The following is a 26,614-nucleotide window of genomic DNA, read 5'->3' on the forward strand; positions in this document are numbered from 1 at the left end:
GGCCGCTAGAACGTGACGGCGTCTTCCTCGGGCAGCACCTGGAAGTCGGTGCTGGTCATCTCGGTCAGGCGTCCGTAGTAGATGCCCCGCGCATCCGGGGCGATGATCCCCTGGTGAATGGGAACGGCGCGCTGCGGGGCCACCGCACGCAGGTAGTCGACCGCCTCGGACACCTTCATCCACGGCGCGGCCGCCGGGGTCGCCAACACGTCCACCGGCTCGTCGGGCACGAAGAGCGCGTCACCGGGATGCATCAGCCGGGCGCGATGGTCGGCATCGCCCACCAGAAACGAAATGTTCTCTATCACAGGGATTTCCGGGTGGATGACCGCGTGTTTGCCGCCGACCGCGCGAACCGTCAGTTCACCGATGTGCAGCTCATCGCCGACGTGCACCTCGCGGCAGGGCGCGCCGAGTTGCGCGGTGGTCTGCGGGTCGGCGTACAGCGCCGCATCCGGGTTACCCTCGAGCAATGCCGGCAGCCGTTCGGCGTCGACATGGTCGGGATGCTGATGGGTGATCAAGATGGCGGTCAAGCCGGTGATTCCCTCGAATCCGTGCGCGAAGGTACCGGGGTCAAAGAGCACGCGGGTGTGGTCGAATTCGGCAAGTAAGCACGAATGGCCGAAATGCGTCAGTTGCATATCTACGATTGTGCCTTGATGGACAAGCTGGCGATGCGCGTGATTTTGGCCACGATGCTGGTCGCCGGCAGTTTCGCAGTTGCTCTGATCATCGTCGTTCCTGCGCACGCCGAGCCGGAGACTTGCCCGGGGCTGTGCGACCGGATCCCGAACACCGCGTGGATCGATCAGCACGCCGTCCCGCTGGACGGCGTGTACCACTGGCCCGCGCTGGCCGGCCAGGCCGTGCAGACCACCGGTTCGTCGCCCGGCCCGCGGTTCCGGTTCGAGGAGCTGTGCGCCGCGCCGGCGCCACCCCAGGATCCCCGCGACTCCGCCGTCGCGGCCCGCGCGACGGTGCAGCATCCCGACGGGCAATGGCAACTGCAGGCCCAGGTCCTGCACTGGCGCGGTGAAACCTCGCACGGTGGCGCGATCGCGACCACGGCGTTCAACAACGCCGTCGCCGCGCTACGCGCCTGCCAGCAGCGTGCGCCGCAGCAGTCACCGTCGTTGACCACCGACGAATCCAATCGGATGGCCGCCGTGATCAGCGGCCCGGTGGTGATGCGCACCTATCTGTTCGCCCACCCTGCCAGCAGCACGATCAGCGAGGTCACGCTGTGGTCGACGGCCCCGCCGCAGACGGCCTGGCCGGCGATGGCCGACGATCCGGTGCTCAATGCCATGAGCGCCCCCCTGTGCGACGCCTACATTGCCTCGTGCCCGTAACCCCGAGCTGCGCGTTCGCCGGTAGAGTTGGCGCCGAAAACGCCAACTGAGGAGGAGCGCCGGTGGCCCGGGTGATCGTGAGCGTGATGCCCAAAGCGGAGATTCTCGACCCGCAAGGTCAAGCGATTGTGGGCGCACTGGGTCGCCTCGGACATCCGGGAATCTCAGAAGTTCGGCAAGGCAAGCGCTTTGAGCTCGAAGTGGACGACAGCGTGGACGATTCGGCGCTCGCCGAGATCGCGGAATCGTTGTTGGCGAACACCGTGATCGAAGACTGGACGATCAGCCGGGAGGCGCAGTGACGGCTCGCATCGGGATCATCACCTTCCCCGGCACACTCGACGACGTGGACGCCGCCCGCGCGGCGCGGCGCGTCGGTGCCGAGGCGGTCAACCTGTGGCACGCCGACGCCGATCTGCGGAGTGTGGACGCCGTGGTGGTGCCCGGCGGCTTCTCCTACGGCGACTACCTGCGAGCCGGTGCGATCGCCAGGTTCGCCCCGGTGATGGCCGAGGTGGTCGAGGCCGCCCGCCGCGGCATGCCAGTGTTGGGAATCTGCAACGGTTTTCAGGTGCTCTGCGAGGCCGGCCTGCTGCCCGGGGCGCTGACCCGCAACGTGGGCCTGCACTTCATCTGCCGCGACGTGTGGCTGAGGGTGGCCTCGACCTCGACCGCGTGGACGTCGCGATTCGAGCCCGACGCCGATCTGCTGGTTCCACTGAAATCTGGCGAGGGACGCTACGTGGCGCCGGCCGAGGTGATCGAGGAGCTCGAGGGCGAGGGGCGGGTGGTGTTCCGGTACCACGAGAACGCCAACGGGTCGCTACACGACATCGCCGGGGTCAGTTCCGCCAACGGCCGCGTGGTGGGCCTGATGCCGCATCCCGAGCACGCCATCGAGGCACTGACCGGGCCCTCCGACGACGGCCTGGGCCTGTTCTATTCGGTGCTGGACGGCGTGCTCGCCGGTTGATCGGAAACGCCTGCGGCATCGCGTAATTCGGCGAATGACGCGGCGATGGCGTCCGTCGCCTCGTGCGGGTCGTTGAACGTCCGGTCGTCGGTGAGCACCGCGACGCCGAGTCGGTCCACGTAACTCCACACGGTGATGTTGACCGGGGCGCCCGGCGACAGCACGCCGGTGGAATAGATCTCGCTGACGGCCGCGCCGCCGAAGTGGCCGCGCTCGCGCGGCCCCACCACACTGGACACCGCGACGTTCATCAGTTTGTTCGGCGCGTCGCGCAGGCCCAGCCAACGAAATGCGGCGGGCGCGAAGGCGGTCGGCAGGTAGGCCATCATTTTCCCGTACAGCTCCGGGCCGAGGACCTCGTGGTCTTCCTTGGCGATCTTGGTGGCCAGGGCGACCAGCCGGGCCCGCTCCTTGGGGTCGGCGACATGGACCGGCAGCGAGATCATCAGCCCGCTGATCTCATTGCCGGTGACCCGGTCCGACTTGTCGGTGGCCGTCGGCACCGAGGCGATGATCGGGCGCTCGGCCGCGCCGTCATACGCCAGCAACAGCGTCCGCAGCCCGCCGGTCGCCATGGCCAGCACCACATCGTTCACGGTGATGCCCAACGCCTTTGCCGTCGCTTTGACCTCCGGCAGCGACAACGATGTGCTGGCGAACCAGCGCCGCGGCGAGACGAGATGGTTGAGGAACGTCGGCGGTGCGTCGAACGCCTCGGCCAGGTCGGGGTGCGCCCCGCGCTCTTTCGACCGGCGGCGCACCCGCATCATGCCGACGGCGGCGTCCTTGACCAGCCTGGGCAGTTCACCGATCTGCCGGACGTGGTCGCGCGCCGCGGCGCGCAACAGGTCGGCCTTGGACGTGGTGACACCGGCCTCGTCGTTGTCGCGCTCGTCGGTGTTCCCGTCGCGCAGATCCATCGCGCGGGCCAGCAGATTGACCGATGCGACACCGTCGGCCAGCGCATGGTGAACCTTGCCGATCAAGGCGAATCGGCCACCGGCCAGCCCCTCGGCGAAATGGAACTCCCACAGCGGGCGACTGCGGTCCAGCGGGGTGGACGCCACGTCGCCGATCACCTGGTCGAGCTCGCGCCGGCCACCCGGCGCGGGCACCTGTACCCGTCGCAGGTGGTAGTCGAGGTCGACGTCGCAGTTCTCCTGCCACATGGGGTGATGTAAATGCCAGGGAATGTCAACGAGCCTGTAGCGCAACGGTTCTAGCAGATGGAGCCGCCGGCGCACATGGCGACGGAACGCCTCGAACCCGAATTCGCCGTCGACGTCGGCGGGGTCGATGATGGCCACCTTCAGCGTGTGCGTGTGCAGGTTGGGCGTCTCGCTGTAGAGCAGCATCGCGTCCATGCCGTTGAGTCTTTTCACACGCCACCTCCAGCGGCCCCGTGCGCCGTCAGCCCAGGATGGGTAGCCGGCGCTGGCCGGCGAGCCGCTGCAGCGCGGCTTCCATGACGGCGCGTACGTGGGCGTCGACCTCGTCGACGTCGGGGTCCTTGCCGAATTGGGCGGTGATGTCGATCGGCTCGAGAACCTCGGTGACGATCTTTGCCGGCAGGGGCACGTTGGGCGGGAAGATGACGCTCAGCCCGAAGGGGAACCCGACGCTGATCGGCAGGATGTCCATTCGAGCCTTGGTTAGCCCGAGCTTGCGGGCAAGCCAGTTGCCCCGGGTCAGGAACAACTGGGTCTCCTGGGCGCCGATGGACACGGTCGGGACGATGGGCACCCCCGCTTCGATGGCGGTCCGCACGTAGCCGGTGCGGCCGTTGAAGTCGATGGTGTTGGCGCTGAAGGTCGGCCGGTAGGAGTCGTAGTCGCCGCCGGGGAACACCAGCACCACCGCGCCGGAATGCAGGGCGGCGGCGGCGTTTTCACGGCTGGCCTCGATGACCCCGAGGCGGCGCAGCCAGCCGTCCAAAGGCCCGATGAACAGCCCGTAGTGGCCCAGCGTGTAGACCGGGCGGTCGTAGCCGAACCTGTTGTAGAAGGCGGGGGAGAAGATCAGCACGTCCGGGGTCAGCATGCCGCCCGAGTGGTTGGACACCACCAGGGCTCCTCCCGACGACGGGACGTTGTCGAGGTTTCGCACCTCGGCGCGGTAGTACCGTTTGATGGCCGGTCCGAGCACCTTCGTCACCTGTTCGGTGAAAGCCGGATCCCATTTCGCGGTTTCGTGGTTGTCCGCCGCGTCCACACCGTTGCCCTTCATGGCTCCCCGCCGTCCGTTCTGCGCTCTTTGCTATTTGTTGCCGGTGTGACGCCGGTCTCAAACCTGAGCCCTCGATTGACATATGCTACTCTCTATTTAGGAGAATGTCATATCCGTTTGCTAGAGAGCGAACGCGTGGTGGGGGAGTATGTCCGAAAAGGTTCTGGTTACTGGGGGTTTCGGACTCGTCGGCTCGCAAACGGTGCGCCGGCTGGTTGCCGACGGCCATCGCGTCGTCGCGACCGACCTGGGCAACGCCGCCCAGCGCAAAGCCGCGGCGGCGCTGCCGGCGGGCGCCGAGGCGCACTGGGCGGATCTCACGGACCCGGGTCAGGTTGATCGGCTGCTCGCCGAGACGTCGCCCACCGCCATCGTCCACCTGGCCGCGGTGATCCCGCCGCTGATCTATCGCCAGCCCGCGCTGGGCCGCCGCGTCAACGTCGACGCGACCGTCACGCTGCTGCGCGCGGCGCAGTCCAGGCCGCATCCGGCGCGGTTCATCCAGGCGTCGAGCAACGCCGTGTACGGCGCGCGCAACCCGCACCGGCATCACGAGCTGTTGCGCCCGGACAGCCCGATGAACCCGGCAGACCTCTACGGCGCGCACAAGGCCGAAGCCGAACAGCACCTGCGGGCGACGGATCTCGAGTGGGTCATCCTGCGCCTGGCCGGGGTGATCAGCGTCGAACCGGACGCCATGCCGTTCAGCGTCGATGCGTTGTTCTTCGAGAGCGCCCTGCCGGCCGATGGCCGCATTCACACCGTCGACGTCCGCGATGTCGCGCGCGCGTTCGCCGCCGCGGTCACCGCCGACGTCGCCGGTGAGACGCTGCTGATCGCGGGCGACGAGTCGCACCTGCTTCGGCAGGGCGAGGTCGGCAAGGCGTTGGCCGCCGCGCGCGGTCTGGTCGACGTCCTGCCCGGCGGCCGGCCGGGCGATCCGGACAGTGACGACGACTGGTTCGTCACGGACTGGATGGATACCGTTCGGTCCCAGCAGGTCCTGCAATTCCAGCGCCATTCGTGGCCGGACATGCTCGCCGAGATGCGGGCCGCCGCCGGGTGGCGGCGCTATCCGATGCGGCTGATCTCGCCGCTGGCCCGACGGTTCCTCAAAAGCCGTGCGGCCTATCGGGATACGCCCGGACGCTACGCCGATCCGTGGGGCGCGATCCGGGCCGGGTTGGGCGAGCCGCGCCCGGATGCTCCGTGGAAGTAGGCAGCCGGCCCGGACGTCAGCCGGCGTCGCGCAGCAACGGCCGTTCGGTTGACGGCAGTTCGACGGTGGGGCTCAGCTCATCGAAGAGCTCGGTGGCGTCCGCGACCGTCCGGTCGACGAACGACGCGAAATCGTTGAAGGAGACGTCGTTTCGGATCCATTGCGACTTGCGGGCCGTCACGCCGATGCGCTGCGGGTCCGACGAGCCGTGCACGATCGCGGTGACCTCGCGGTCGAGGCGGTTCCACCGGTCGCAGAAGTAGGTCAGCCACGGGCGGTCGGCCGCCGGGAAATAGCATCCGGGAGTGACGCGGATGATCAACACGTCGTCGTTGGCGGGCGAGATCTCGAAGTGAACGTGCAAGCGCCGCGGAGCGTTGGTGACGAAGAAGTATTCGCCGTCGTGGTGGCCGCGAAAATATCGCCGCCCGCGGGTGCGCAGGTAACGTTCGAGCCGGTTCGCGCACAGCTGCTCATTCGTCATGAGTTCGATGGTGCGACCCGCGGCTTTGGGGATGCTTGGAGCCGCGCGAAGCGGCACCGAAGAATCTGTTGAGAATTGGCTGAGTGAGCGTCGGCTCCCAGGAGTTCTAGCCCGCACTCAGATGGACTCGCGCCGTTCCACGATGCCGGCGCCGGGGCTGGGCACGGTGCGCGGCAGCGTGACCGAAAACCTGTACCTCTCGGGGCGGTAGTGGAATTCCACGACCTCGAGGGGCTTGTCGTCATGGCCGAAGCTGGTGCGCTCGAGCACCAGCACGGGAGACCCCAGCGGCAGGTTCAAAGCGCCCGCCACTTCCAGCGATGCACCGGCCGCATGAATCTCATAGTTGGCTCGGGAGATCGGGACTTCCAGCCGGCGCTCCCACATCGTGTAGGTGCTCTCCATCGCCTGCGCGGTCTGCTCGTCGGTCGCGCTCTTCAGCAGTGGTTCCACTGCCGTGCCCAAGCCCGGCGGCAGGTAGGCGATCATCAGGGCGAGCGGTTGGTCGCCGTCGCGAAAACGCCGGTGCACACACAGGACTTTGGGCAGGCCGAGTATTTCGGCAACCCGTTGCGGAGCGTCTTCGACGCGGTGCGACAGGACGTCGACGTTGGGCGTGATCCCGGAGGCGGCCAGTACCTCGGTGATGGTGCGCACGCCGGGCCCGAGTTCCTGTTTTACCGGGTTGGCCACGAACGTGCCCAGGCCCTGCTTTCGGACCAGCCATCCCTGACGCTCGAGAAGCCCGACCGCCGCGCGCACGGTCACCCGGCTCACGCGGGTGCGATCAATGAGCTCTCGCTCGGTCGGCAGTCGCGCGCCGCGGCGCAGACGCTGTTTGACGATGGCCGCCTTGAGGGCTTCGGCGAGTTGGGTGCTGGCCGGCACGCTGCCGCGGGATATCCGGAGGTCGGCGACGTCGAGGTCCAGCTGATCGGAAGCCACGAGATGTATTAAAACGTTCTATGCGCGGGGCGTAAAGCAATGCGTCCCGATGCGGATGCCACCGTCGGCCGGATTACTCTGGTACCGAATGCTTTTCGCGCGTTTGCGCGGGTCAGGAGGACCGAACGTGGCACTCACCGTGGAACGGTTCGACCACATTGTCCTGAATTGCCGCGACGTCGAGGCCACGGCCGGGTGGTATGAGCGGGTGCTCGGCATGCGGCGCGAGACGTTCGGGCCGTCGCGGCGAACGGCGCTGTGCTTCGGGGATCAGAAGATCAACCTGCGACCGGTCGGGGCGCTCGGCGACGATCCCGACTGGTTCACCGGGGCGGTCGAGGTCGCCGGTTCTGAAGACCTGTGCTTCATCACCCGCGCCAGTCCGGATGACGTCCGTGCCCACCTCGCCGCGTGTGGCGTGGACGTGATCTCCGGACCGGTCACCAAGATAGGGGCGCTGGGCGAGATGACCTCGCACTACTGCCGTGATATCGACGGCAACCTGATCGAGATCGCCGTCTACTGAGCGTCGGCCAGCGGATACAGGGCCGGAAGATTGATCACGATGGCCTCCTGGCTGCTGCGTGCGATCACCACCTCGGCGGTGGTGTGGGGGTCGGGGTTTTCCTCCCGGTGCGGCAGGTAGGGCGGGATGAAGACGTAATCGCCGGGTGCGGCGGCGATGCGGACCTCTCCGGCGCCGTCATGGAAGACGAATTCCGGGTTCCCGCTTCGTACATAGATGGCGGTCTCCGAGTCACCGTGATGGTGGTTGTCCGAAGCCGATTGCGGCGACGCGTGTGTCTCGCCCATCCAGAGCTTCTCCGCGCCCACCGAACTACCGGACAGGGCGGCGAAGCGCCGTAACCCCTCCGATTGTGCTGTGTCGGAACTGATTTCCGATGCCTTGATGTGGCGTACCCGGTTGCGCGCGGCGGGCCCCGCCGTGTCGTCGAAGTCCGGATGGAATCCGTCTGTGGTGGCCATGGGTCAATTATCGCGGGATCCGAGGCACTGGGCGAGCTCGCGCAGATCCTTGGCGACGATGTCAGGCTGTGGCAGGCCCTCGACCGGCAGCGGTGCGTTGCCACGCCTGGTGATCAGCGCGCCGCTGAAGCCGACGCTCTGCGCCCCGATGGTGTCCCACACGTGTGCGGCCACCATCATGCAGTCCGCGGGCGCGACTCCGAGCGTCTCGCACGCGTACCGGTAGACGGCGGGCGAAGGCTTGAAGACGCCGCGTGCGTCGACGCTCAGTTGGTGTTCGAAAAAGCTCGCCAGTCCCGAACTTTGCAGTGCCGTCGGGCCATCCCGATTGGGCGGCGAATTGGTCAGGGCCGCCAGCCGAAAACCGTTGTCACGTAGCGCGGCGAGCCCGTCGGCGGCGTCCGGGTGTGCCGGCATGGTGAGCAGCGCGGTCTTGAGGCGGTCCGCGTCGTTTTCGCTGACGTCGACCTGGTGGACGTCACCCAGCATGCGCAGCACCCCCTGGCCAAGCACCGGGAAGGGCACGTAGTTGCCGGCCAGTGTGACGGTCATCGAGTACATGACGAGCTGCGCGAACCATTCGCGCAACATCCGCTCGTCACCGAACAGGTCAACGAAAAGCGGTGCGATTGACTCGATATCGAGCAACGTCTCGTTGACGTCGAAGACCAGGACCGACGGTGTTGCCATGACTAGTGCTCGACATTCTTTCGTTGGGGAATATCCGGTCGGAGATAGCCCACGAGGCACAACACAATCAACAGCATCGCCGCCACCGGCCACCACAAGGCGACCAGGGCAGCCGTCATGAACACCCCGAGCGTGATGAACGACCTCATCTGCAGCATGCGCCGCATCCGCGCCGAAACATCTTGATGCGAGGGCCGATCGACCGCCTCCCAACACAGCGCCAGATAAGTGATGTTGACCAGGACGAAGACCGCGGCGTACAAGGACACCGGCGCCGCGGCCAACCTGCTGTCGGCGATCCACTCGGTGGTGAAAGGGATCAGCGACACCGAAAACAGGTGCGCGAAATTCGACCAGACCAACCGCGACGTCGCGACCTGCGCGTAGTTGAACAGGTGATGATGGTTGACCCAGACGATCGCGATGAACAGATAGCTGACCACATAGCTCAGCCCGGTGGGCCACAGCGGAAGCAGAGCGCGGAAGCCGTGGTCGCTCGGCGGCCTGAGCTCTAACACCAGAATGGTGATGAGTACGGCGAAGACGCCATCGGAGAACCCGCGCACCCGCTCGGGAGTGGTGTCCCGTTCCGCCACCGCTACCTCCTTCCCAGCACCTCATCGGTGTCGAGTCCGCGGTCGACGCCGTGCGGGATGACGGTTTGGCCCGGTTCCAGCTGAAGTTGCTTGCCGTCGAGATGCACTTCGATTTTGTCGGGTTCGAAGGACACCAGATTTCGGACCCGTGCGACCTCCGTCCAAGCGTCGACGTATGACCAGGCCGCGCGCTGGTGGTTGCCGATGTCATAGTAGGAGCAGATCCCCTTGTATGGGCAAAACGTCTGGATATCAATGGGTTTGAGTGCGGACTCGTCGATATCATCGCGCGGCACGTACCATCTGGGCGCAAAGCCGGACTCGTACAGTGCCAACGGGCGATGGGTATCGGCGATCACTCGGTCACCATCCCGTACTACGAGATGCCGTGCGGTAGAACGGATGTCGATGCGATGGTAGGCATCGGCGGCGTGCCCGACGATCCGTTCCTCTTCTTCGTAGAAGGCATCCATAGCACGCCAGGCAAACGCCACCCGGCCGTCAAGCACCGCCGCATGGGCGGGCAGCCCGGTGTGTTCCCAGGCGCTGTGGTTGGTCTCGCGTCCCGATGCGTTGACGGTGAACCATTGTGTGGCCCCGAGGTCGCGGTGTTGTGTCACCCGATCCTCGGCAAGCAGCGTTCCCTCCTCGATATCACCGCGGGGGAAGTAGGCGACCGGGTAACGACCCGGTTCGTGCAAGAGGACGACATCCTCACTGTCGGCGATCCACCGATCCGCGAAGCGCACCCGCATCCGGCGACGCAACGGCTCGGCGAACAGCAGCCGCGGTGGCATCGGCTGCTCGGTCAGGAAGTGTCCGAGTGATCCCGCCGCCAGCGGGCCTTGCTGCCATGCCAGACCCATGTCGTGTCCTTCCTCGTGAATCGGGTTCTGCGACAGACGGTTTCACGCAGAATCACTCCATCACGACGACCATCTTGCCGCCGGATTCGCCGGCCTCCATCACTCGGTGTGCCTCACGAATCTGATCAAAAGAAAAGACTCGAGACGGTTTCGCTTCCAGCGCGCCCTCGGCGACCTGTTGGGCGATGTTCTGCAAGGGCACATCGGACAGCGGGAAGCCTGGTGTGCCGAAAACAAAGCTGCCGAAAAAGTTCCAGTTCACACCGGAGGCCATGCGCAGCAGCGGGTTGAAATCCCCAAGGGGATCAAGCCCGCCCAGCCATCCGGCGAGGCAGGCCGTGCCGCCGCGGCGCAGCATGTCGAGGGAGTCCAGGATGGTGCTGTTGCCTACGAGATCGAGAACGGCGTCAATCTGCTTGCTCTCGGCGATATGGCTCGCCAGGTCGCGGCGCTCCAATTCGATACGCGAAGCGCCCAGCTTCTCGAGCATGGCGAAACGGCCGCTGCTGCGCGTGGTTGCGATGACTCGGGCGCCCGCGGCGACCGCCATCTTGAGCGCAGCCTGGCCTAGAGACGACGTCGCACCCCGCAACACCAAGGTCTGACCGGCTCTAAGGTCTAGATTGCGGAAGAGGCATGTCCAGGCCACCGCATAGGTTTCCGGCAGCGCGGCCAGTTGCCACCACGGCAGGTCGGATTCGATGAGCGCGACGTTGGCCGCGCGCACACGGGTGTATTCGGCGTAGCTGCCATTGATGGTTCGGCCCAGGCCGCCCATGAGCGCCGCCACCTTGGCCCCGACCGGGAACTCGCCACCCGGGCACGAGTCGACGATGCCGACGCATTCGATGCCGCTCACTTCTGCGGCTTCGGCCCACTCACCCCGACGCATGTGCATCTCGGCGTGGTTCACACCGAAACCCTTTATCGCAATGACGACCTCGCTGTCCTTGGGCAGCGGCTTGGGGATGTCGGTGTAGACCAGGCTGTCCAGACCGCCGAACTTTTCCAAGATGATCGCCCGCATGGTTGGCCCACCGGATTGCTCGCGTACGACCGCCGGCGCGGTCGGCAACTGAGGTGAATCGATAGTGGACATCGATGCCTCTTTCTCAACCGTTGGCGGGCGACGACGCCGGTTGGCGCGTCGGCTAATAATGGGCCAACTGACCCATTATTATGGGCGACCGGATCCACCATGTCCAGCGAAAGATGACTCAGGCTTTGCACTGACCGCGAGACGGCGCGGATCAGCCCTTGCGGGGCGGCGGTTGAGTTCCGAAGGAGCGCACGTAGTCGACGGCGGCATTGACGGCGGCCCGCAACGGTTGCGGATCGCCGGTGACGTGAGTGAGCATCGCACCGCCCTGATGGGCGGTGACCAGCGACACGGCCAGATGCCGTGGGTCGGCTTCCGCGCACAAGTCACCGCGATCGCGCATCGCCTCGAGGCCGGCCCGAAACAGTTCAATCCATTGGTCGTATCCCGCCGCGAGCTCGTCGTGAATCTCGCTATCGGCCTCGATCAGTTCGCCGGCCAAGGACCCGTACACACAACCCCCGACCCGGTACACGGCGTCGATATCGGACACGCAGGCATCGGCCCATGCCTGCAGGGCGTCGAGGCTGTCGAGTTCGGCGAACTGCGTCCGCGTGTGAAAGTCCCGCACGTCGTTACGGCGCGCCTCGATGACGTGGCGGGTCAGGTCGCGCTTGTCGGTGAAGTAGTGCGAGATCTGGGATCCGCCCACCCCGGCGGTGCGCCGTACCTGGTCGATGCTGGTATTGGCGATCCCGCGCTGGAACATCAGGCGGGCGGCGGCGTCGATGATCCGCGCGCGCGTTGCCAGTCCCTTGCGGGTGAATCCCGATGCGGGCCGTTCAGTCACGTAGTCACCCCGGACAGCCTCAGCTTGCTCGTCGCGCCGGACGGCGCCCCCGCGGCCTGCGCGGTTTGCGGGGCACTCGTTCGGCGCAGTCGGTGGCGAACAGGCGCAGGTAGTTCACCGCGAAGCGGATCGCGTCGGCGTGCGGCCACTCCTCCTGGTAGGTGAACGTCAGCACACCACCTCCCTGGTGCGCGGCGACGATCACCAGGGCGAGCCGGAGCGGATCTGCATCGCGAACCAGCAGCCCGGCCTCCTGCATTCGTTGAATTGCCTGCTCTAACAACTCGATCCACTGCCGGTAACCGGCGGCCAACGCGTCGCGCGTGGCGTCGTCGGTCTTCGCCAGCTGGGCGGTGAGTGCGTGATAGGTGGGGGTGCCGAAATACCCGATGCGGCGCAGGTAGCGCATGTTGAGGTCGATCCACCGTTCGAAGTCGTCGAATGAACCCAGGCCCCGAAGCGTGGGCTGGCGGTGAAAGTCCAAGACCACGCCGATCTGGCGCCGGATCACCGCGCGGATCAGCGCCGCCTTGTCGGCGAAATAGTGGGCAAGCTGCGAGCCGCTGACCGACGCCGCGCGGCGCACGTTGTCCATGTTCGACGCGGACAGACCCTCGGTGACGATCAGCTGGGCGGCCGCCTGCACGATCCGGTCGCGGGTGGCACGCCCCTTGGCGGTCAACCGTTGTTCGTCGGGAACACCGGGATGGGACATCGCGCCAGGCTAACCCGGGAGCGCCCCCATTTTTGGGATCTCCAGCCCATACATCAGGTCAGGCCGTGACTCGCCTGGCGAGGAAGCTACGGATGAGCTGGGCGACGTCGTCGCACGCGGACTCCAAGAGGAAGTGGCCGCCGTCGAGCAGGTGGATCTCGGCGTCGGGGAGGTCGTCGGCGAACGCCTCGGCGCCGGCCGGCCCGAAGATCTCGTCGCCGCGGCCCCACACCGCCAGCAGCGGCACCCGGCTGGCGCGGAAGTAGTCGTGCAGGCGCGGATACAGGGGAGCGTTGGTGGCGTAATCGCGAAACAGTTTCAGCTGCACCAGATCGTTGCCGGGCCGGGAGAGCAACGCGTAGTCGTGATGCCAGGATTCGGGATCGACCAGCGTCTCGTCGGCCACTCCGGTGACGTACTGCCAGCGGGTGGCATCGAGCGTGAGGAACTGGCGCACCGGCGCCTCGGTTTCCGGCGTCTGCTCCTGTTGGTACGCCTGCACGACCTTCCAGAAGCTCTCGACGAACCCCGCGTCATAGCCATTGCCGTTCTGGCTGATGATCGCGGTAATAGCGGCCGGGTCGCGCAGCGCGAGCCGCCAGCCGATCGGTGCGCCGTAGTCCTGGACGTACATCGCGTATCGGTCGACGCTCAGGGTTCCCAGCAGGCCCGCCGTGAGGCCGGTCAGCGCGTCGAACGTGTAGTCGAACTCGTCGACGGGTGGGGCGTCGGACAGCCCGAAGCCGAGGTGATCCGGCGCGATGACGTGGTATTTGTCAGCGAGGGCCGGGATCAGGTGGCGGAACATGTACGAGCTGGTGGGAAACCCGTGCAGGAGGACCACTGCGGGAGCGGCCGGGTCCCCGGCCTCCCGGTAGAAGAGCCGATGGCCGTCGACGGTGGCGTATCGATGATGAACAGCGGACATGACATTCCTCCTGGGTCAATGTGATTCACCAAGCGAGCGCCGCGGCGGCGTCCGGCGGGAAACCCGCGAAACCCTATTCCGGAGTTCTGGGTTATGCGACCCATTATGCACCACTGCGGCGTCGCGCAACAGCCCGTGAAGCCGATCTATTGCCGAGCGCATCCGGCTGCCCTATTCTGGGCCAACCATCCCAGTTGGGGCTCGGTACGAATGCGAGCTGGTTCGAGGTGACACAGTGGGCAGGCTTGTCTCGGTGAACGTGGGCATGCCCAAGGACGCCCGATGGCGGGATAAAACCATCTACACCGGGATCTGGAAGACCCCCGTCGAGGGGCCGGTCATGGTGCGCCGGCTGAACGTCGACGGCGACGGTCAGGGGGATCTCGCCGGTCATGGTGGGGAGCAACGCGCCGTCATGGTCTACCAGAGCGAGGCCTACGACTTCTGGAAGACCTACCTGGGTCGCGACGACCTGCAACCCGGACACTTCGGCGAGAACTTCACCGTCACCGGCCTCGCCGACGACGAAGTGTGCATCGGGGATCGCTATCAGATCGGCGACGCCGAGTTCGAGGTCACCCAGCCGCGTGTCACCTGCTTTCGGGTCGGCATTCGCCTCGACGAGCCCGACATGCCCAATCTGCTTGTCTCTCAACATCGCCCGGGCTTCTACTTCCGGGTGATCACCGAGGGCCACGTGCCGGCCGGCGACGACATCGTCCGCACCCGCCGTGGCCGCCACGAACTCAGCGTCGCTGACGTTGACGCCCTGCTCTATCTGCCCGACCGCAGCGTCGAAACGCTGCGCAAGGCCGTCGACGTTCCGGCGCTCAGCCCGGGCTGGCAACAGTCGTTCCACGAGCTGCTGGCCGCACGCGATGGCACCGTATCCGCGGTGGCACCAGCCCTACCGGGATGGAAGGGATTCCGCAACCTGCGCGTCACCCAAACCCGCAGAGAGAGTTCGCAAGTGCTCTCGATCACGCTCGAGGCCGACGACCGGAGTTCGCTACCGCCGGCCCTGCCGGGCCAATACCTGACGGTCAAGGTCACCGGCGCCGGCGAACCCGCACCGTTGCGCAGCTACTCCCTGTCCGATGATTCCTCGGCCGGCTCCTACCGGATCAGCGTCAAGCGCGACGATCACGGCGTGGTGAGCCGCTGGCTGCACGCCCACATCCAGCCGGGGTCGGTGATAGCGGCGGCCGCCCCGCGCGGCGACTTCTACCTCACCGAGGACAGCGGCCCGGTTGTCCTGTTCTCCGCCGGTATCGGGGCCACACCCGTCCTGGCGATGCTGCACGCGCTGTCCGCGGCCCGGAGTCGGCGCGACATCTGGTGGCTGCACACCGCGCGCAACCGCGAATCGCAGTCATTCGCGGACGAAGTCACGGCGCTCATCGATTCGTTACCGCACGCCAGGCAGCAGGTCTTCTACACCGAAACGCAGGGCCGCCTGGGCCGAGAGTCGATCGCGGCATTGGGTCTTCCCACAAATGCCACCGTTTACCTCTGCGGTCCAACGCAATTCATGGCGGATATGCGTGACGACCTGGTTGGCATGGGGTTCGACCCCGCCCGGATTCACAGCGAGCTGTTCGGGGCGCTGCCGGCGATCAACCCGGGCATCGTCGAGGGCGGGGAGCGCAAGCCGCCGCACCGCCCGGTCGGCCCACCGGGTACGGGACCCGCGATCACGTTTGCGCGCAGCGGATTAACCGTCGACTGGTCTCCCCGCTACCGGAGCATCCTGGATTTGGCCGAGGCCTGCGACGTGCCCACCCGCTTTTCCTGCCGAAGCGGGGTGTGCCACGTGTGCGTCACCGGAGTTGTCGCCGGGACGACCAGTTACGTCCAGCAGCCTTTGGAGCCGCCCGCTGACGGGTCGGTCCTCATCTGCTCGGCGGCCCCGGAAACCGACGTGGTGCTAGACCTCTAGGTCATCACGCCGCAATTGCCCGCTGACCGCCGGTCGCGTGCAGAATGGCGCCGTTGACATAACTGGCCTCCGGCGAGGCGAGAAACACCACGGCGCTTGCGATTTCGCTCGCATCGGCCGCCCGCTGCAGCGTGGTGATCGCCGCAATCGTGTCGAGCACACCCGGAAGTGCGTTGGCCCCGGGCGTGTCGGTCGGCCCCGCCGCCACCGCGTTCACCCGCACGCCTGAGGCGCCGAATTCGTCGGCCCAGACGCGCGTCAGCTGATCCACGCCGGCTTTGGTGGCGCCGTAGATCCCCGCCCCGCGGGTCGCCACCGATGCGGCCAGAGTGCTCACGTTGACCACGGCGCCGCTGCCCCGCGCGGCCATGGCCGGAACCAACTGCTGCACCACGATGTACGGCGCACGCAGGTTGACGTTGACATGTTCGTCGAAGGTCACGTCGTCGGTGTCGGCAGTGGGGCCGAACTCATAAATTCCGGCATTGTTGATCAGGATGTCCACCGGCCCCGCCTCGGCGGCCAACCGCCGGACATCGTCGGCGACGTTGAGGTCGGCCGCGACGAAACGCGCTTTGCCCCCGGCATTTTCAATATCGTGAACGGTTTTGGCGCCGCGCTCGGCATTGCGGCCCTGCACCACGACCTCGGCGCCGCGAGCCGCGAGCTGCAGTGCGATTTCCCGGCCGATCCCTGATGTCGCGCCGGTCACCAATGCGGTCGAGCCGGCCAAAGTTGTTGCCATCGAAATCCTGCCTCCAAGAGAGAAGTTCATTGCCTCTCCGGGTAAGCAGTGGCTCGCCGGTAATTATTCCTACGGGCTGAGCGGGACGGACGCCTCCGCGGTGTAGCACAGGAAGGTCAGCGTCTCCTGGAGGTACAGCTGCACGGTGTCCGCGTCATGGCTGGTGTAACCGATCGACACGTCGTGCCCGAGCTGCAGGTCGAAGTCGCCGCCGCGGGTGGTCAGCACGAAGGCGCCGTCGATGGCCGGCGCCCAGATGATGTCTCCGGGGACCAGCCGGTCGATGTGCTCGAGGATCGGATAGCCGTGTTCGGTCGTCTCGCTGACCCGCGTGTAGACGTCGGCGGACAGCAGCACCGAGTAGGGGCCGTCGACACCGGCCAGCCGAAGTTCGGAGATCGCCTGGGTGATGACGTCGGGGATCTCGCGCGGATCCGCCGGCAGGGTCAGCGATTTGTTCGAGCTCGCGGAGCGGATGCCCTCGATGGAGGCCGCGGCGTAACCCTCGAAGATGGCCCGGTCTTCCACGAACGCCAGCTTCTTGGCGGCTTCCTTGACCGGGTCCCAGTCGGAGTCGTTGGCGCCGCGCTCGACGTTGTCGATCTCGTAACGCGACAAGGTGAACGGAACCCGCAGTCGGACAAGGGGTTTGCTTTCCCGCAGGTGAGCCTCCACGCCGTCGGTGGGGGACGCCACGTTGGCGAGCCGACCGGTGCTCACCGCGGCGGTGGCCGGCCCGCCGGGCTCGCTGACGTCGACCACCCGGCGCCCGGCGATGTGGCGTTTGAAGGTGCGGGTCGCCTCCAATTCGATTTCTTCCCAAGCGGCTTCGGTGACCGGTGCCAGGTCGCGGTAGAGGTTGTTCATGACGTGGTTCCTTTCAGGCTGCCGATCGAAAGTGAGCCGTTCTGTGCAACAGGCGTTTCCGCCACCGCCGCTGCCGGCAGCGGCGGTGGATCGTCGAGAAAGTCGAGGGTAGGGGAGAAGAACAATCCGCCGGTGACGGCCGTGGAGAAGTCCAGGATGCGGTCGGTGTTGCCGGGTGGATCGCCGAGGAACATGTTGCGCAGCATCCGTTCTGTGACTTGCGGCGTCCGCGAATAGCCGATGAAGTACGTGCCGTATTCGCTCTTGCCGAGTTCACCGAACGGCATGTTGTGCCGCACGATCTTCAGTTCGGTGCCGTCGTCGTCGGTGATCACGTTGAGGGCGATGTGGGCGTTGGCCGGCTTGACGTCGTCGTCGAGTTCGATGTCGTCGAGCTTGGTGCGGCCGATCACGTTCTCTTGCTCGGTGACCGGGATCGCATTCCACGACGACATGTCGTGCACATACTTCTGCACGTGCACATAGCAAGAGCCGGCGAAGTCGGGGTCCTCGTCGCCGATCGCGGTGGCGCTGGTGGCCAGCGCTCCGTCCGGGTTCTCGGTGCCGTCAACGAATCCGAGCAAGTCGCGGTTGTCGAAGTAGCGGAAACCGTGCACCTCGTCGACCACGGTGACCGCACCCGCCATCGATTTGAGGATTCGGTCGGCCAGCTCGAAGCAGACGTCCAAACTCTCGGCCCTGATGTGGAACAACAGATCCCCGGGCGTGGCGGGAGCGCTGTGCCGCGGTCCGTTCAGCTCGGGGAACCGGTGCAGTTCGGCGGGCCGCGGTCCGGAGAACAGGCGATCCCAGGCGTCGGAGCCGATCGAGGCGATCGCCGACAACCGTTTCTGCGGTTCGCGGAAACCGATGGCGCGCACCAGCCCGGGAATATCGGGCAGCGCGTCGTGCACCGCCGCCTCTCCGCCGTCGTCGATGGTCACCACCAGAAAGATCGCCGCTGGGGTCAGCGGCGCGAGGATGGGTTGCGGCTGGACGGGGGGCACTCTGAGGACCCTAGCGTGAAGTCCGTGACCGCGGACAGCCATGATGATCAACATGTCGGCCAGCGCCGCAGGCCTCTGCGATTTCATCGACGCTTCTCCCTCGCCATTTCATGCCTGCGCTACGGTCGGCGCGCGGCTGACCGCCGCCGGGTTCACCGAACTGAACGAGACTCAACGGTGGCCGGAAGAACCGGGCCGCTACTTCGTGGTGCGGGCCGGCTCGCTGGTCGCGTGGGATTCCAACGCCGCCGACGGCCCCTTCCGGATCGTCGGCGCCCACACCGACAGCCCGAACCTGCGGGTCAAACAACATCCCGACCGGGTGGTCGCCGGGTGGCGCGTGCTCGCCTTGGAGCCCTACGGCGGCGCGTGGCTCAACTCGTGGCTCGACCGCGACCTGGGCATCAGCGGGCGGTTGTCGGTGCATGACGGCGGTGCGATCGAGCACCGGCTGGTCCGGATCGACGAGCCGATCCTGCGGGTGCCGCAGCTGGCCATTCACCTGGCCGAGGACCGCAAATCGCTGACACTTGACCCACAGCGACACGTCAACGCCGTCTGGGGCGTCGGTGAGACGGCCCGGCCATTCGTCGATTACGTCGCAGACCGCGCCGGGGTGGTGGCAACCGACGTGCTGTCCGCCGACCTGATGACCCACGACCTGACGCCCTCCACGGTGATCGGCGCCGACGCCAGCATGCTGAGCGCTCCCCGGCTGGACAACCAGGCCAGTTGCTATGCGGGCATGGAGGCTATGTTGGCGACCACGCCTCGCGCGTTCGTGCCCGTGCTGGTGCTCTTCGACCACGAGGAGGTCGGTTCGTCTTCCGACCACGGTGCCCAGTCCGACCTGCTGGGCACGGTGCTGGAGCGCATCGTGCTCACGGCCGGCGGTACCCGAGAGGACTACCTACGCCGTCTGCCCGACTCACTGCTGGCCTCGGCGGACATGGCGCACGCCACCCATCCCAACTATCCGGATCGGCACGAGCCCGGCCACCTGATAGAGGTCAACGCCGGACCGGTGCTGAAGGTGCACCCCAACCTGCGTTACGCCACGGACGGACGCACGGCCGCGGCCTTCGCGCTGGCCTGCCGGCAGGCTGGGGTCAACCTGCAGCGCTACGAGCACCGCGCAGACCTGCCCTGCGGGTCGACGATAGGGCCGCTCGCCGCCGCCCGGACCGGCATCCCGACCGTCGACGTCGGCGCCGCGCAGCTGGCGATGCACTCGGCGCGCGAGTTGATGGGCGCGCACGACGTGGCCGCGTATTCGGCCGCGATGCAAGCCTTCTTTTCGCCGGAGTCGTTCTGAGGCTCCCACGGCTACACGAAAGCCAGGGTGAGCGCGAAGGTTGCAGCGTTGAGGACGAGCAGGAACCCGGCGAACGCGAACTGACCGGAAATATCCTTGGCGAGTACGTGGGTGTACATCGCACAGATGAAGAAGATAGTCAGCCCGGCTGCCGCGGCGACGCCGATCGCCGGAACCCACAGGCCGACGATAAGCCCAAGGGCGCCTAGGGTTTTCAGTGTGCCGATGGGGAACCTCAGCCAGGACAGCGGCACCCCGGCCCGGCGCATGGGTCCCATGATGGGCGCGAAGTGGAGCAATGCGCTCACACCCGAGAAGCCGTCAAAGGCTATGGCAATTGCCGTCACGATGAGGTATGCGGTGCGCATGTTGGGGTCTTCCGTGGTTGGTCGAATGAGAGCAGAGTCGTCTGTGTCAGCCCGTCGGGATCGGATCCAATCGGAACACCGCGATCCGGCCGGCCAGCGGCTCGACCTCGTCGGGGCTGCCCTGGCGCACCAGGCCAAAGCGCTGCGGAAAGCCGACACCGATCGGAACTTCGATCGGGTATCGCCGCAGTAGCAGGGTTCATCGCTTCTCCTATTGCGTATTCCGTTGCGGTGGCCCGCAATCGGCTGATCCAGTTCGGCGGAGTAGCCGACTGCCACCGGCAACTCGTATCCAAGGACGGATCGGCGGGGCGGAAAGTTACACGTGCGCGTAACTTTTCGCCGTCCCGCCTCGTCGTCATTTCTTGAGTACGGAGTCCCGACGCCGACTACGAGGAGGATCGATGACAGCGGAGAGCTGGTACGGCCCGCGCTGGCCGCGGGTGACCGCCCGTGCCACCAGTGCAACGTTGGCAGTCCTGGCGGTGGCTCAAGCCGCATTCGCCGGCAGTTTCCTGGGTGGGCAGTACGACGCACTGGGGCTGCACTCCGCGGGCGCGAAAGTCACCACGGTACTTTCCGTCGTTCAGGTGGTGGTGCTGGTGATCGTGAGCAGGACGGGCGGGCCGCGCTGGCCGATCGCGGTCGCGACGCTGGTGACCATCCTCTTCATCGCCGAATTCGCCTCGGGGGAATTGCGGCTGACAGCGTTACACGTTCCGCTCGGGGTGCTGTTGATCGTGGGGATCTTTCAGCTGACCGCATCGGTGTGGCGATTGCCGCTGGCCGCACGCTCTCGTTCCGCACAGCGGGATGTGATTCGGTGAACCGGCGTAGCGCGCTGCGGGTGGGCGCTGCCGCGGCTGGAATAGGTTTTGTCGGTGCCGGCTGGCCGCTGGCGGGCGCACTGCTGGGATCGACCGAGTCGGGGCGGCTCGTGCGCAGTCAGACGAAACTGCCCGACCGCTATCAAGTCCCGTTGCCGATCCCGGAACAATTGGCACCGGTCAGCAGCGATGCCGGCACCGACTACTACGAGATCACCCAGCAGATCTCGCACTTGCGCATACTGCCCGAGTTGACTACTGCCGCATGGACGTACAACACGACTTTCCCTGGCCCCACCATTGTTTCGCGGTCCGGCCGGCGGGCCGTGGTGCGGCACCGCAACGCTCTGCCGGTGCCGGTCGTGGTGCATCTGCATGGCGGGCATACGCCGCAAGACCACGATGGATACCCAATCGACTTCATCCTGCCCCAAGGCGATCAATCCAGGGCGGATGGCATGACGCGCAATAGCGTTGTCGGACAGCGTGAGTACGTCTATCCGATGAAACAGCGGGCCGCTACGTTGTGGTACCACGATCACCGCATGGGGTATACGGGCGCCGCTGTGTGGCACGGCCTGGCGGGTTTTCATGTGATCCACGACGATGAGGAAGACGCCTTGCCGCTGCCTCGGGCGGGGCGCGATATTCCGTTGATGATCACCGATCGTGCCTTCGCCGCCGATGGCTCCTTTCGGTATCCCGCCGCGGACGGCGGCGGCGTAACCGGCGACTACATGAATGGCGTCCTCGGTGACGTCATCCTCGTCAACGGCGCGCCGTGGCCGGTGCTGCAGACCGACCCTGCTCGCTATCGCCTGCGGCTACTGAACGCATCCAACGCCCGTCGCTACCGACTCCAGTTAGACCCGCAGCCGCCCGGCGGGTCGGCGCTGGTGCAGATCGGCAGTGATGGCGGATTGCTTGCGCGACCGCTCGCCCACGATTTCATCGACATCGCTCCGGCCGAACGCTTTGATGTTGTGGTCGATTTCAGCCGTTACCGGCGCGGGACAAGGGTGCGCCTGGTCAACCTGCTGGGTACCGAAAACGCCGGTGAGGTCATGCGATTCGACGTCGTCGGCGCCGACCGTTCCGATGAGTCGGCCATCCCCGAACGGCTCAGCAGTAGCGCAGCGGGTCTCAACCGACACGATGCCGTGGCCACCCGCACGTTCCTCTTCCGCCTCGGGAGAGGGGGCGCGTGGACGATCAACGACCTGTCGTATCAACCGGGCCGGGCGCTGGCGTGTCCCAAGCTCGGTACCGCAGAAATCTGGCGATTCATCACCGAATTCCACCATCCCGTCCACGTGCACCTGAACCCGTTCCAAGTGATCTCGCGCAACAATCGCGCACCGGGACGGTTCGACATGGGCTGCAAGGACACCGTCGATGTCCGGCCGGCCGAGGCGGTCGAAGTCCTCATCCGATTCACCGACTACACCGGTTCCTACCTTCTGCATTGCCACAATCTCGAGCACGAAGACATGGCGATGATGGCCGACTTCGTGACGGTGGATTAGCCGCCCGGACGAGGGCACCGGCTCGCCCCGATTCGGACGGGTGTCCCGCCGCCGATATCGGGCTCCCACAGGCGGCGATGGAGCGATCCTTCCGCCCGGACCCCATCACGCCTAAGGTCTGCCGGTATGGCGCTCAACGTGGAGATGCTGACCTTCGACTGCGACAACCCGGCGAGGCTGGCCGGCTGGTGGGCCGAACAGTTCGGCGGGACGACGCACGAGGTGCTCGCCGACGAGTTCACCGCGGTGACCTTCGGCGAGGGGCTGCGGCTCGGATTCCAGAAGGTGCCCGATCCGACGCCCGGAAAGAACCGCGTGCACCTCGATCTGGGTGCGTCCGACGTCGACGCCGAGGTGTCGCGGCTGACGGCGGCCGGAGCGACCGAGGTCGGCCGGCACCAGTTCGGCGATACCTTCCGCTGGGTGGTGCTGGCCGACCCCGAGGGCAACGTCTTCTGCGTCGTGCGTCAGTAGCCGTAGCTCAGCGCTGACCCACGAAAGCGGGCTCGTAGCGGATGACGTTCTCCACCACGATCCCGTTGCGGGTGCGGACCCGGTCGATGCCGCGGATGTGGAACGGTCCGTCCGGGCCGGTGCCGTGGCCGACGTAGTGCAAGAACACCAGTTCCTCACCTTCGGCGGCGGCGGGGACGGTCGCGCTGTCGACCACCTCGAGCCGCAAATCCGGTGCGGCCTCGAGCAATTCGGCGATTTTCGCCGTGTATGCCTTGATCCCCTGGACCGGCTCCGGATCGCCGGGCCAGTAGCCGACGATGTCCTCGTGAAGGATGTCGAAGCCGCGCGACATGGTGGGTGCGGCCCAGTATGCCGCGAAAACCTCGGCGCTGAACTTCGGGCCTGATTGGACGTCCGTCATGGTTCCTCCTTGGATCGGGCGCTCCGATCGAGCGCGTACCGCAAGCGTGTCGCCGCGCTGTGCGGCCCCGCAATTACCTCCGAGGTCATCGTCGCCGACGCGCCGGCGTGGTTACCGTTGCCTGGTGAGCCATGCGGCGGTTGGTGAGTTGTTGCGCGAATGGCGGACGCGGCGACGGGTGAGTCAGCTCGATCTGTCGCTGAGTGTCGGTGTGTCGGCACGACATCTGAGCTTCATCGAGACGGGACGCTCGCGCCCCAGTCCGGAAATGGTGCTCACCCTGGCCGACGGCCTCGACATACCGCTGCGGGAACGTAACACGCTGCTGCTCGCCGCCGGTTTCGCGCCGCGCTACCAATCGCGCCCTTTGGAGGATGCCGCACTCTCCCCGGCTCGGGACGCGGTGCAGCGCCTGCTCGACGCGCACCATCCCTACCCGGGCATCGTCATCGACCGGTGCTGGAACATCGTGGGGACCAACGCGGCGGCCTCCGCGCTGACCGCCGGCCTACCCGAGGAGCTGCTGGGCCCGCCGGCCAACGTCTACCGGTTGTGCTTGCACCCCGACGGCCTGGCGGGGCGAACCCTGAATTTCCCGGACTGGGCCGGCTACCTGCTGCACCAGTTGCGCCGCACCATCGCGCTCACCGGCGACCCGGGATTAGCGGCACTCGACGAGGAGGTACGCGATTACCCAGGGGTCGCGGCCGCGGCCGAAGCCCGGCGCGCGCCCGCGGATAGCTCGTCGCTGCTGATTCCGTTCGTTCTCGACGCCGGTGAGGGACGACGGTTGTCGATGTTCACGACGCTGACGACGTTCGGGACGCCGCTCGATGTCACCCTCGCCGAACTGGCCGTCGAGTTGTTCTACCCCGCCGACGCCGAAAGCGCGGACCTGCTTCGCGGCGGATAGGTCCCGCCTGGGGCGGCGAAAGCGCCTGCACGCCGCCCAGCCCTAGACTGTCTGGCGTGACTGTCTCCGGGACGAGTGCGCGCACCCAGGCCATCGACACGGTCGAGCACGCCGCCACCACTCCCGACGAACCGCAGCCCTTCGCCGAGCTGGGCCTCAAAGACGACGAATACCAGCGCATCCGCGAGATCCTCGGCCGCCGCCCCACCGACACCGAGCTGGCTATGTACTCGGTGATGTGGAGCGAGCACTGCTCCTACAAGTCCTCCAAGGTGCACCTGCGCTACTTCGGCGAGACCACCACCGACGAGATGCGCGCCGGCATGCTGGCCGGCATCGGCGAGAACGCCGGCGTCGTCGACATCGGCGACGGCTGGGCGGTCACCTTCAAAGTCGAGTCGCACAACCACCCCTCCTATGTCGAGCCCTATCAGGGCGCGGCCACCGGAGTCGGCGGGATTGTGCGCGACATCATGGCGATGGGCGCGCGACCCGTCGCGGTGATGGACCAGCTTCGGTTCGGCGCCGCGGACGCGCCGGACACCCGTCGCGTGGTCGACGGCGTGGTCCGCGGCATCGGCGGCTACGGCAACTCGTTGGGCCTGCCCAACATCGGCGGCGAGACCGTCTTCGATGCGTGCTACGCCGGCAACCCGTTGGTGAACGCCATGTGCGTCGGCGTGCTGCGCCAGGAGGACCTGCATCTGGCCTTCGCCTCCGGCACCGGCAACAAGATCATCCTGTTCGGTGCCCGCACCGGTCTCGACGGCATCGGCGGGGTGTCGGTGCTGGCGTCGGACACCTTCGACAGCGAGGGTTCCCGCAAGAAGCTACCCTCGGTCCAGGTCGGCGACCCGTTCATGGAGAAAGTGCTCATCGAGTGCTGCCTCGAGCTGTACGCCGGTCACCTGGTGGTCGGCATCCAGGACCTGGGTGGTGCCGGATTATCATGCGCCACTTCGGAATTGGCGTCAGCAGGCGACGGCGGGATGGCAATCCAGCTCGAGACCGTGCCGTTGCGGACCAACCAGATGACGCCCGCGGAGATCCTGTGCAGCGAGTCACAGGAGCGGATGTGCGCCGTCGTCACCCCGGAAAACGTCGACGCCTTCATGGCGGTCTGCCGCAAGTGGGACGTGCTGGCCACGGTGATCGGCGAGGTCACCGACGGCGACCGGTTGCGGATCACCTGGCAGGGCCAGACGGTCGTCGACGTGCCGCCGCGCACGGTCGCCCACGAAGGCCCGGTCTACCAGCGCCCGGTCGCCCGCCCCGACACGCAGGACGCGCTGAACGCCGACAGCTCGACGCGGCTGCCACGGCCGGCCACGGGTGACGAACTGCGCGCCACTTTGCTTGCACTGCTGGGCAGTCCGCACCTGTGCAGCCGCGCATTCATCACCGAGCAGTACGACCGGTACGTGCGCGGCAATACCGTGCTGGCCGAGCACGCCGACGGCGGCGTGCTGCGCGTCGACGAATCGACCGGCCGCGGCATCGCCTTATCGACCGACGCGTCCGGCCGGTACACGAAGCTGGATCCCTACGCCGGCGCCCAGCTCGCCCTCGCCGAGGCCTACCGCAACGTCGCCGTCACCGGGGCGGCCCCGGTCGCGGTGACCAACTGCCTGAATTTCGGTTCGCCCGAAGACCCCGGGGTGATGTGGCAGTTCTCGCAGGCGGTACGTGGCCTGGCCGACGGCTGTGTGGCCCTGGGCATTCCGGTCACGGGCGGCAACGTCAGCTTCTACAACCAGACCGGGTCGACGGCGATCCTGCCCACCCCGGTGGTCGGGGTGCTCGGCGTCATCGACGACGTCGGCCGGCGCATCCCCACCGGTCTGGGCACCGAGCCCGGGGAAACCCTGATGCTGCTTGGGGATACGCGCGACGAGTTTGACGGTTCGATCTGGGCGCAGGTGACCGCCGACCACCTCGGCGGGCTGCCGCCCAAGGTCGACCTGGCCCGCGAGAAGCTGCTGGGCGAGGTGCTGCGTTCGGCGTCGCGCGACGGCCTGGTGTCGGCGGCGCACGACCTGTCCGAAGGCGGCCTCGCGCAGGCCATCGTCGAAGCCGCCCTGGCTGGCGAAACCGGTTGTCGCATCGTGCTTCCCGAGGATGCCGACCCGTTTGTGACGTTGTTCTCCGAGTCGGCCGGCCGCGTGTTGGTGGCGGTGCCGCGCACCGAGGAGAGCCGGTTCCGTTCGATGTGCGAGGCGCGGGGGCTGCCGGCGGTGCGCATCGGCGTGGTCGACCAGGCGTCCGATGCGGTGGAGGTCCAGGGACTGTTCACGGTCTCGCTGGCCGAACTGCGCCAGACCTCCGAGGCGGTGCTGCCGCGGCTCTTCGGATGAGCG

At 66.7% G+C, this 26,614-nt stretch carries 30 protein-coding genes and 1 pseudogene; 12 read left to right on the forward strand and 19 right to left on the reverse strand.

Features of this window, described 5'->3' with window-relative positions; genetic code table 11:
- Positions 1-5: 5 nt before the first annotated feature.
- The gene (locus tag A5732_RS15765; protein ID WP_076102717.1) at positions 6-644 is read right to left on the reverse strand and encodes an MBL fold metallo-hydrolase; all 639 of its coding nucleotides are present in this window, start codon (positions 642-644) and stop codon (positions 6-8) included.
- Between A5732_RS15765 and A5732_RS15770 the strand changes: the two genes are divergently transcribed.
- From A5732_RS15770 to purQ, 3 genes are all read left to right on the forward strand, one after another.
- Complete coding sequence (locus tag A5732_RS15770) at positions 621-1,355, forward strand: ATPase (RefSeq protein ID WP_216351584.1); 735 nt, start codon at positions 621-623, stop codon at positions 1,353-1,355. The genes A5732_RS15765 and A5732_RS15770 overlap by 24 nt on opposite strands.
- Before the next feature lie 62 nt (positions 1,356-1,417).
- Positions 1,418-1,657 (forward strand): phosphoribosylformylglycinamidine synthase subunit PurS, encoded by a 240-nt coding sequence (gene purS / locus A5732_RS15775; RefSeq protein ID WP_064951331.1) that lies wholly within the window; start codon positions 1,418-1,420, stop codon positions 1,655-1,657.
- Complete coding sequence (gene purQ, locus A5732_RS15780; protein WP_065051886.1) at positions 1,654-2,328, forward strand: phosphoribosylformylglycinamidine synthase subunit PurQ; 675 nt, start codon at positions 1,654-1,656, stop codon at positions 2,326-2,328. Before purS ends, purQ begins: the two co-directional genes overlap by 4 nt.
- Here purQ and A5732_RS15785 read toward each other — a convergent pair.
- Together A5732_RS15785 and A5732_RS15790 are read right to left on the reverse strand one after the other, a co-directional pair.
- A complete protein-coding gene (locus A5732_RS15785) occupies positions 2,295-3,710 on the reverse strand; it encodes a WS/DGAT/MGAT family O-acyltransferase (RefSeq protein WP_171975040.1) in 1,416 nt (471 codons plus the stop codon). The genes purQ and A5732_RS15785 overlap by 34 nt on opposite strands.
- Before the next feature lie 28 nt (positions 3,711-3,738).
- On the reverse strand, positions 3,739-4,554 hold the full coding sequence (locus A5732_RS15790) for a lysophospholipid acyltransferase family protein (RefSeq protein WP_076102720.1): 816 nt from the start codon (positions 4,552-4,554) through the stop codon (positions 3,739-3,741).
- A gap of 148 nt (positions 4,555-4,702) precedes the next feature.
- Here A5732_RS15790 and A5732_RS15795 point away from each other — a divergent pair, with 148 nt between their 5' ends.
- The gene (locus A5732_RS15795; protein WP_076102721.1) at positions 4,703-5,773 is read left to right on the forward strand and encodes an NAD-dependent epimerase/dehydratase family protein; all 1,071 of its coding nucleotides are present in this window, start codon (positions 4,703-4,705) and stop codon (positions 5,771-5,773) included.
- A 16-nt stretch (positions 5,774-5,789) separates the two neighbouring features.
- Here A5732_RS15795 and A5732_RS15800 read toward each other — a convergent pair whose 3' ends face one another.
- Together A5732_RS15800 and A5732_RS15805 are read right to left on the reverse strand one after the other, a co-directional pair.
- Entirely contained in the window at positions 5,790-6,257 is a 468-nt protein-coding gene (locus tag A5732_RS15800) for a hypothetical protein (protein ID WP_065053092.1), read from the reverse strand.
- A 117-nt stretch (positions 6,258-6,374) separates the two neighbouring features.
- Complete coding sequence (locus tag A5732_RS15805; RefSeq protein ID WP_076054940.1) at positions 6,375-7,202, reverse strand: GntR family transcriptional regulator; 828 nt, start codon at positions 7,200-7,202, stop codon at positions 6,375-6,377.
- A gap of 88 nt (positions 7,203-7,290) precedes the next feature.
- On the opposite strand from A5732_RS15805, the gene A5732_RS15810 reads away from it, so the two are divergent.
- Positions 7,291-7,728: a VOC family protein gene (locus A5732_RS15810; protein WP_076054938.1), complete on the forward strand. Its 438-nt coding sequence runs from the start codon at positions 7,291-7,293 to the stop codon at positions 7,726-7,728.
- Here the strand turns inward: A5732_RS15810 and A5732_RS15815 are convergent.
- From A5732_RS15815 to A5732_RS15850, 8 genes are all read right to left on the reverse strand, one after another.
- Positions 7,722-8,189 (reverse strand): cupin domain-containing protein, encoded by a 468-nt coding sequence (locus tag A5732_RS15815; RefSeq protein ID WP_076054936.1) that lies wholly within the window; start codon positions 8,187-8,189, stop codon positions 7,722-7,724. The genes A5732_RS15810 and A5732_RS15815 overlap by 7 nt on opposite strands.
- A 3-nt stretch (positions 8,190-8,192) precedes the next feature.
- Positions 8,193-8,879 (reverse strand): haloacid dehalogenase type II, encoded by a 687-nt coding sequence (locus A5732_RS15820; protein WP_076054934.1) that lies wholly within the window; start codon positions 8,877-8,879, stop codon positions 8,193-8,195.
- Positions 8,880-8,881: 2 nt separating this feature from the next.
- A complete protein-coding gene (locus A5732_RS15825; RefSeq protein ID WP_249266813.1) occupies positions 8,882-9,475 on the reverse strand; it encodes a TMEM175 family protein in 594 nt (197 codons plus the stop codon).
- Between the two features lie 2 nt (positions 9,476-9,477).
- Positions 9,478-10,341: a DUF427 domain-containing protein gene (locus A5732_RS15830; protein WP_076054932.1), complete on the reverse strand. Its 864-nt coding sequence runs from the start codon at positions 10,339-10,341 to the stop codon at positions 9,478-9,480.
- A 52-nt stretch (positions 10,342-10,393) separates the two neighbouring features.
- Positions 10,394-11,440 (reverse strand): zinc-binding alcohol dehydrogenase family protein, encoded by a 1,047-nt coding sequence (locus tag A5732_RS15835; RefSeq protein ID WP_076054930.1) that lies wholly within the window; start codon positions 11,438-11,440, stop codon positions 10,394-10,396.
- A 151-nt stretch (positions 11,441-11,591) separates the two neighbouring features.
- Positions 11,592-12,230 (reverse strand): TetR/AcrR family transcriptional regulator, encoded by a 639-nt coding sequence (locus A5732_RS15840; RefSeq protein WP_076054928.1) that lies wholly within the window; start codon positions 12,228-12,230, stop codon positions 11,592-11,594.
- Positions 12,231-12,249: 19 nt separating this feature from the next.
- Positions 12,250-12,945 (reverse strand): TetR/AcrR family transcriptional regulator, encoded by a 696-nt coding sequence (locus tag A5732_RS15845; protein ID WP_076054926.1) that lies wholly within the window; start codon positions 12,943-12,945, stop codon positions 12,250-12,252.
- Between the two features lie 58 nt (positions 12,946-13,003).
- Positions 13,004-13,873, reverse strand: coding sequence for an alpha/beta fold hydrolase (locus A5732_RS15850; protein ID WP_076054924.1), 870 nt, complete (start codon positions 13,871-13,873; stop codon positions 13,004-13,006).
- Between the two features lie 235 nt (positions 13,874-14,108).
- On the opposite strand from A5732_RS15850, the gene A5732_RS15855 reads away from it, so the two are divergent.
- On the forward strand, positions 14,109-15,812 hold the full coding sequence (locus A5732_RS15855) for an MOSC and FAD-binding oxidoreductase domain-containing protein (protein ID WP_076102722.1): 1,704 nt from the start codon (positions 14,109-14,111) through the stop codon (positions 15,810-15,812).
- A 4-nt stretch (positions 15,813-15,816) separates the two neighbouring features.
- Here A5732_RS15855 and A5732_RS15860 read toward each other — a convergent pair whose 3' ends face one another.
- The 3 genes from A5732_RS15860 to A5732_RS15870 all read right to left on the reverse strand — a co-directional run bounded on the left by A5732_RS15860 (position 15,817) and on the right by A5732_RS15870 (position 18,473).
- Complete coding sequence (locus A5732_RS15860) at positions 15,817-16,545, reverse strand: SDR family NAD(P)-dependent oxidoreductase (RefSeq protein WP_436971828.1); 729 nt, start codon at positions 16,543-16,545, stop codon at positions 15,817-15,819.
- Positions 16,546-16,626: 81 nt separating this feature from the next.
- Complete coding sequence (locus A5732_RS15865; protein WP_065052649.1) at positions 16,627-17,424, reverse strand: family 1 encapsulin nanocompartment shell protein; 798 nt, start codon at positions 17,422-17,424, stop codon at positions 16,627-16,629.
- Positions 17,421-18,473 (reverse strand): Dyp-type peroxidase, encoded by a 1,053-nt coding sequence (locus A5732_RS15870; RefSeq protein WP_170880101.1) that lies wholly within the window; start codon positions 18,471-18,473, stop codon positions 17,421-17,423. The genes A5732_RS15865 and A5732_RS15870 overlap by 4 nt, the downstream gene beginning before the upstream one ends.
- A 10-nt stretch (positions 18,474-18,483) precedes the next feature.
- On the opposite strand from A5732_RS15870, the gene A5732_RS15875 reads away from it, so the two are divergent.
- Positions 18,484-19,746, forward strand: a complete 1,263-nt coding sequence (locus tag A5732_RS15875; protein WP_076055023.1) for a M18 family aminopeptidase — start codon at positions 18,484-18,486, stop codon at positions 19,744-19,746.
- Between the two features lie 11 nt (positions 19,747-19,757).
- On the opposite strand, the gene A5732_RS15880 is transcribed toward A5732_RS15875, so the two are convergent.
- The gene (locus A5732_RS15880; protein ID WP_076054916.1) at positions 19,758-20,114 is read right to left on the reverse strand and encodes a DoxX family protein; all 357 of its coding nucleotides are present in this window, start codon (positions 20,112-20,114) and stop codon (positions 19,758-19,760) included.
- A 46-nt stretch (positions 20,115-20,160) separates the two neighbouring features.
- A pseudogene (locus tag A5732_RS27630) lies at positions 20,161-20,307 on the reverse strand (deazaflavin-dependent nitroreductase); the annotation flags it as partial.
- Between the two features lie 211 nt (positions 20,308-20,518).
- On the opposite strand from A5732_RS27630, the gene A5732_RS15885 reads away from it, so the two are divergent.
- The 3 genes from A5732_RS15885 to A5732_RS15895 all read left to right on the forward strand — a co-directional run bounded on the left by A5732_RS15885 (position 20,519) and on the right by A5732_RS15895 (position 22,941).
- Positions 20,519-20,941: a hypothetical protein gene (locus A5732_RS15885; protein ID WP_076054914.1), complete on the forward strand. Its 423-nt coding sequence runs from the start codon at positions 20,519-20,521 to the stop codon at positions 20,939-20,941.
- The gene (locus tag A5732_RS15890; protein WP_076054912.1) at positions 20,938-22,467 is read left to right on the forward strand and encodes a multicopper oxidase family protein; all 1,530 of its coding nucleotides are present in this window, start codon (positions 20,938-20,940) and stop codon (positions 22,465-22,467) included. The genes A5732_RS15885 and A5732_RS15890 overlap by 4 nt, the downstream gene beginning before the upstream one ends.
- A 126-nt stretch (positions 22,468-22,593) precedes the next feature.
- Positions 22,594-22,941: a VOC family protein gene (locus A5732_RS15895; RefSeq protein ID WP_076054910.1), complete on the forward strand. Its 348-nt coding sequence runs from the start codon at positions 22,594-22,596 to the stop codon at positions 22,939-22,941.
- Positions 22,942-22,948: 7 nt separating this feature from the next.
- Here A5732_RS15895 and A5732_RS15900 read toward each other — a convergent pair whose 3' ends face one another.
- Positions 22,949-23,344, reverse strand: coding sequence for a nuclear transport factor 2 family protein (locus A5732_RS15900; protein ID WP_076102724.1), 396 nt, complete (start codon positions 23,342-23,344; stop codon positions 22,949-22,951).
- 124 nt (positions 23,345-23,468) lie between these two features.
- On the opposite strand from A5732_RS15900, the gene A5732_RS15905 reads away from it, so the two are divergent.
- On the forward strand, positions 23,469-24,257 hold the full coding sequence (locus A5732_RS15905; RefSeq protein ID WP_076102725.1) for a helix-turn-helix domain-containing protein: 789 nt from the start codon (positions 23,469-23,471) through the stop codon (positions 24,255-24,257).
- A 56-nt stretch (positions 24,258-24,313) separates the two neighbouring features.
- Positions 24,314-26,611: a phosphoribosylformylglycinamidine synthase subunit PurL gene (gene purL / locus A5732_RS15910; RefSeq protein WP_076102726.1), complete on the forward strand. Its 2,298-nt coding sequence runs from the start codon at positions 24,314-24,316 to the stop codon at positions 26,609-26,611.
- The last annotated feature ends 3 nt before the right edge of the window (positions 26,612-26,614 follow it).

Source organism: Mycobacterium colombiense (genome assembly GCF_001953985.1).
Classification (GTDB): domain Bacteria; phylum Actinomycetota; class Actinomycetes; order Mycobacteriales; family Mycobacteriaceae; genus Mycobacterium; species Mycobacterium colombiense_B.

What these genes read in the sequence shown, in the direction of transcription:
- A5732_RS15810 (WP_076054938.1), top strand. Translation starts at nt 7,291, where the DNA reads ATGCTTTTCGCGCGTTTGCGCGGGTCAGGAGGACCGAACGTGGCACTC.
- A5732_RS15865 (WP_065052649.1), bottom strand. Translation starts at nt 17,424, where the DNA reads ATGAACAACCTCTACCGCGACCTGGCACCGGTCACCGAAGCCGCTTGG.
- A5732_RS15830 (WP_076054932.1), bottom strand. Translation starts at nt 10,341, where the DNA reads ATGGGTCTGGCATGGCAGCAAGGCCCGCTGGCGGCGGGATCACTCGGA.
- A5732_RS15895 (WP_076054910.1), top strand. Translation starts at nt 22,594, where the DNA reads ATGGCGCTCAACGTGGAGATGCTGACCTTCGACTGCGACAACCCGGCG.
- A5732_RS15800 (WP_065053092.1), bottom strand. Translation starts at nt 6,257, where the DNA reads ATGACGAATGAGCAGCTGTGCGCGAACCGGCTCGAACGTTACCTGCGC.
- A5732_RS15795 (WP_076102721.1), top strand. Translation starts at nt 4,703, where the DNA reads ATGTCCGAAAAGGTTCTGGTTACTGGGGGTTTCGGACTCGTCGGCTCG.
- A5732_RS15880 (WP_076054916.1), bottom strand. Translation starts at nt 20,114, where the DNA reads ATGCGCACCGCATACCTCATCGTGACGGCAATTGCCATAGCCTTTGAC.
- A5732_RS15870 (WP_170880101.1), bottom strand. Translation starts at nt 18,473, where the DNA reads ATGGCTGTCCGCGGTCACGGACTTCACGCTAGGGTCCTCAGAGTGCCC.
- A5732_RS15820 (WP_076054934.1), bottom strand. Translation starts at nt 8,879, where the DNA reads ATGGCAACACCGTCGGTCCTGGTCTTCGACGTCAACGAGACGTTGCTC.
- A5732_RS15770 (WP_216351584.1), top strand. Translation starts at nt 621, where the DNA reads ATGGCCGAAATGCGTCAGTTGCATATCTACGATTGTGCCTTGATGGAC.
- A5732_RS15875 (WP_076055023.1), top strand. Translation starts at nt 18,484, where the DNA reads ATGTCGGCCAGCGCCGCAGGCCTCTGCGATTTCATCGACGCTTCTCCC.
- A5732_RS15765 (WP_076102717.1), bottom strand. Translation starts at nt 644, where the DNA reads ATGCAACTGACGCATTTCGGCCATTCGTGCTTACTTGCCGAATTCGAC.
- A5732_RS15850 (WP_076054924.1), bottom strand. Translation starts at nt 13,873, where the DNA reads ATGTCCGCTGTTCATCATCGATACGCCACCGTCGACGGCCATCGGCTC.
- A5732_RS15835 (WP_076054930.1), bottom strand. Translation starts at nt 11,440, where the DNA reads ATGTCCACTATCGATTCACCTCAGTTGCCGACCGCGCCGGCGGTCGTA.
- A5732_RS15900 (WP_076102724.1), bottom strand. Translation starts at nt 23,344, where the DNA reads ATGACGGACGTCCAATCAGGCCCGAAGTTCAGCGCCGAGGTTTTCGCG.
- A5732_RS15885 (WP_076054914.1), top strand. Translation starts at nt 20,519, where the DNA reads ATGACAGCGGAGAGCTGGTACGGCCCGCGCTGGCCGCGGGTGACCGCC.
- A5732_RS15845 (WP_076054926.1), bottom strand. Translation starts at nt 12,945, where the DNA reads ATGTCCCATCCCGGTGTTCCCGACGAACAACGGTTGACCGCCAAGGGG.
- A5732_RS15790 (WP_076102720.1), bottom strand. Translation starts at nt 4,554, where the DNA reads ATGAAGGGCAACGGTGTGGACGCGGCGGACAACCACGAAACCGCGAAA.
- A5732_RS15815 (WP_076054936.1), bottom strand. Translation starts at nt 8,189, where the DNA reads ATGGCCACCACAGACGGATTCCATCCGGACTTCGACGACACGGCGGGG.